This window comes from Corynebacterium sp. KPL2838 (assembly GCF_040225455.1).
Taxonomy (GTDB): domain Bacteria; phylum Actinomycetota; class Actinomycetes; order Mycobacteriales; family Mycobacteriaceae; genus Corynebacterium; species Corynebacterium rhinophilum.
Genome location: NZ_JBEHFT010000068.1, coordinates 1 through 3,325 on the forward strand (window position 1 = coordinate 1; position 3,325 = coordinate 3,325).

4 protein-coding genes are annotated in these 3,325 nt (G+C 50.6%); 2 read left to right on the top strand and 2 right to left on the bottom strand.

What is annotated here, in order from left to right:
* The first annotated feature begins 242 nt into the window (after positions 1-242).
* Together ABRP98_RS11640 and ABRP98_RS11645 are read left to right on the top strand one after the other, a co-directional pair.
* The gene (locus ABRP98_RS11640) at positions 243-437 is read left to right on the top strand and encodes a hypothetical protein (protein WP_349859347.1); all 195 of its coding nucleotides are present in this window, start codon (positions 243-245) and stop codon (positions 435-437) included.
* A gap of 827 nt (positions 438-1,264) precedes the next feature.
* Positions 1,265-2,095, top strand: a complete 831-nt coding sequence (locus tag ABRP98_RS11645) for a GDSL-type esterase/lipase family protein (RefSeq protein WP_284796851.1) — start codon at positions 1,265-1,267, stop codon at positions 2,093-2,095.
* Between the two features lie 156 nt (positions 2,096-2,251).
* On the opposite strand, the gene ABRP98_RS11650 is transcribed toward ABRP98_RS11645, so the two are convergent.
* Both ABRP98_RS11650 and ABRP98_RS11655 read right to left on the bottom strand, forming a co-directional pair.
* Positions 2,252-3,064 (bottom strand): ABC transporter ATP-binding protein, encoded by an 813-nt coding sequence (locus tag ABRP98_RS11650; protein ID WP_349859349.1) that lies wholly within the window; start codon positions 3,062-3,064, stop codon positions 2,252-2,254.
* On the bottom strand, positions 3,064-3,325 hold a 262-nt coding region (locus tag ABRP98_RS11655), incomplete at its 5' end, for an iron chelate uptake ABC transporter family permease subunit (protein WP_349859350.1). The genes ABRP98_RS11655 and ABRP98_RS11650, both read right to left, overlap by 1 nt.

Sequence of the window (3,325 nt, forward strand, 5' to 3'; positions counted from 1 at the left end):
CACAATGAACATCCTCTCCTACGGACACAAGATCCGTACTAATAGGGTGTCCACTAAACGAGGGTAACCTCAGTGTCGAAAAGTTCTGGTTAAACCGGCTCAACAGACTAGGAACGTTCGATCCACTGATCCCTTCGCCAGGAGACAAGCAGGCGCACTGGCGCACCGACAACGCCGTGAAAGCGTCAGCGGCTCTGTTTAAAGATGTCGGCGCGCAGCTCCAGGACAACCACATCGCTTTAATGAGATCCCATGACTGGCGCACGGTGCTCAATAACCGGGCCATCGCGCGAGGGGTACCCGCCCAGGTGCGTGCAGCCTACTTCGGGCATGACGTCGACGTGAACGCGCGCAACTACACGGATTGGACTGATGTCGACGCTATGCGGGGCGCCTTGAATCTCGGTGAAGAAGATGGGACTCAAAACGGGACTTAAGAGTCGGTAATCTGCGGTAAAACCCGGTAGGCGCCAGTATGCTGATACCTCTCTAATTAGCAGGTAAAAGGGCAATAACTGCAGGTGGCTCGAACATGGGGGTGAGAACCCAGAGGTCGTAGGTTCGAATCCTGCCCCCGCTACCAACTTCCGGACCCTGACCAGATTAAGTTCTGGTCAGGGCTTTTATTTATGCCTTGTGGAGCTGAATGTGGCCTAGACGACAGGGTTAAACGAGAAAACGTGTTGTTTTGTGTTGTGTCATCGGCTGGGCACCTTTTGTCGTTTCATGGGTCCTTTTCTGATTCCTATGGAGTGTGAGTATTCGGTTGGGAAACCGTTGCCAAAGAAGGCTGGTGGACCGAGGGCGGGTCTGCAGATTCCTCAGAAGCTACCGAAACTACATCAGCCGTTTTGGCGGGCTACAGGTACATGTGGGACCGATGCATATGATTTGGATCTCGCGACTGGATTTGGGAATTAAAATGAGAATAAAAGTGCGGTAACTTCCTACCAGAAACTCCCAAATTGTAATATTGCAGTCTCCAGTAGTGATAGAGCGCACTTATATTGAAAATAAATTATTTATTCTGGAGTTTCGTGAGAAGCGCGAGTGAAAATACTAATGGATTGAGATAAAAGTATGAAAGTATGCATCCACTGGGCGGGTTCGCTATAGTTATAGCCGTAAACATGGTCGCCGATGGGTACTATCTATAAATTGTGTATATCGATGCCAATGACACTCTTAATACGAGCAGTTATCTATCGGACGGCTAGAAAAGTAACTCATTTTTTGATTGAAAGGGAACGCAAATATGCGCCTTGTGAGCAAATACATTGCTGCAGCTTGCGGAGCAGTCATGCTCGCTACAGGTCTTTCCGGTGTCGCGTCAGCCGCACCGACCGGTAATCTCGTTACGCTCGGAGACTCCTACTCCGCCAACCCTGACCAAGTCCGAAATACCTTCCGCGGGGTTCCTGGTGCAACCGATAATTACCCCCAGCGCGAGGGGTGCCTTCAGGCGCCTAATAACTGGCCGCGGAAGCTAGCCGCAAAGACGAATCGACCACTGGCTGATTGGTCCTGCACCGCTCAGACGTCCAATACCATGAATCAACGCTTGGACCGGGCTATTGCCAATGGCGACATCCGCAATGACTCCACCGTCGTCATCGCTGTAGGAATGAATGACTACGGTCCGTATAACTTCGATGTGTTGAAGAGTTCTCCGGATGTCCCGAAAAACGTCCACGATAACTATGTGAACCGTCTGCGGGAAGCTGGCGATAAGATTCACCGCGCAGCACCGGGAGCAAAGATCGTTGTATCGGGCGCACTACCTACCGTGGATCGTGAACACGCAACGCTCTGCGCGGTCAATGTGATCCCGAACCGCCCGGGCGGTATTTACGTCCCAATCCTGCGGGATGTCGAAAATTGGAACCGTGATAACCAAATTGAGGCAGCTAATTCAATTGGGGCAACCTACGTTGACATGATTGATGGCGCTCGCGGCCATGATACGTGTGCTCCAGATGCCGAGCGTTGGGTCGCTGGCTTGATTGATACCACGACGCCGAACTACAACATGAGTATTCATCCGTCGGATGCAGGCTCCGAGTACATTGCTAACACTCTTTTGGATCACGTATAAGTATTCGAAGCTCCTTTAATTGGAGGCAGTGTTTTCCAGCTCTGTCCCTGCCTCCAATTTTCAGCCCTTCACCAGTGGAGAGCACGGGTGAAGGGCATTTTATATTTTCGATCTATGTCCGCCGCTGGTTTTAGGCGTGTAAGGGCTGTGGCGTAGCTAAATATTAGCGCCGGAGGGGACAACGAGCGGGCCCCCTGTAATTGGATCTTCAATAACCAAGGCTTTTAAATTGAATGCGGTGAGAAGTAATTGAGGAGAAACGATCTCCTTGGGGATCCCAGTTGCAAGAATCTTTCCTTGGTTCATTGCAATCAAATGGTCGCTATATCGAATAGCCAAGTTGAGGTCATGTAAAACCATAACGATGCTGCGCCCCAGTCTTGTTCGCAGCGAACGAATGAGCTCGAGAATTTCGATGGACGTTGCCAAATCTAAGTATGTTGTGGGCTCGTCGAGGAACATAATCTCTGTGTCTTGAGCTAGAACCATGGAAATCCACACTCGTTGGCGTTGGCCACCGGAAAGCTCATTAATGGAGCGTTCAGCAAATTGCAGGGAGCCGGTTTGTGTGAGCGCGGAATAAACCTCCTGCTCATCCGATGCTGACCATTGGCGCAGCCATGATTGATGTGGATGGCGCCCGCGAGCGACAAGATCGGATACAAGTAAACCCTCTGGCGCAATGGGAGCCTGCGGCAGCACACTAATTTTTGTGGCCACATCCTTTCGGCGAAGCTCAGTGATATCGCGCTCACCTAACATTACGGTGCCACTTTCTATGGGTAACAGCCTTGCGAGGCTGCGTAAGAGGGTTGACTTTCCGCACCCGTTGGGACCAACAATCGTAGTAACTTTGCCTTTGGGGAGCTCTACATCAATATTTTCAAGGATCGGAGTGTTGCGCGCGTATCCTACAGTGAGGTTTGATGCCGTAATTGCTGTGCGCGAAGTGATTAATGGGTCAGACATTAAGCTGATTGGACCTTCCGATTTTGCTGAACGAGTAAATAGAGTAAAAACAGGCCCCCAATTATCGAAGTAACGATTCCAACAGGAAGCTCGATCCCCAACAGAGCATGAATGACGACGTCTGCACCGAGTAAAAGAATCGCTCCAGTAAAGGCGGAGGCTAGCAGCGGTGTGTGATGTCTAGTGACTTTTTGGACTCGGAGTCCAGTTAGTTTTTTGACGCGGAGTCCAGGAAGTTTATGGACAGGATGTCTAACGACT

Bases quoted from the DNA above. Each gene is read 5' to 3' on its own strand.
- ABRP98_RS11640 (WP_349859347.1), top strand. From the start codon at position 243: ATGAGATCCCATGACTGGCGCACGGTGCTCAATAACCGGGCCATCGCG.
- ABRP98_RS11650 (WP_349859349.1), bottom strand. From the start codon at position 3,064: ATGTCTGACCCATTAATCACTTCGCGCACAGCAATTACGGCATCAAAC.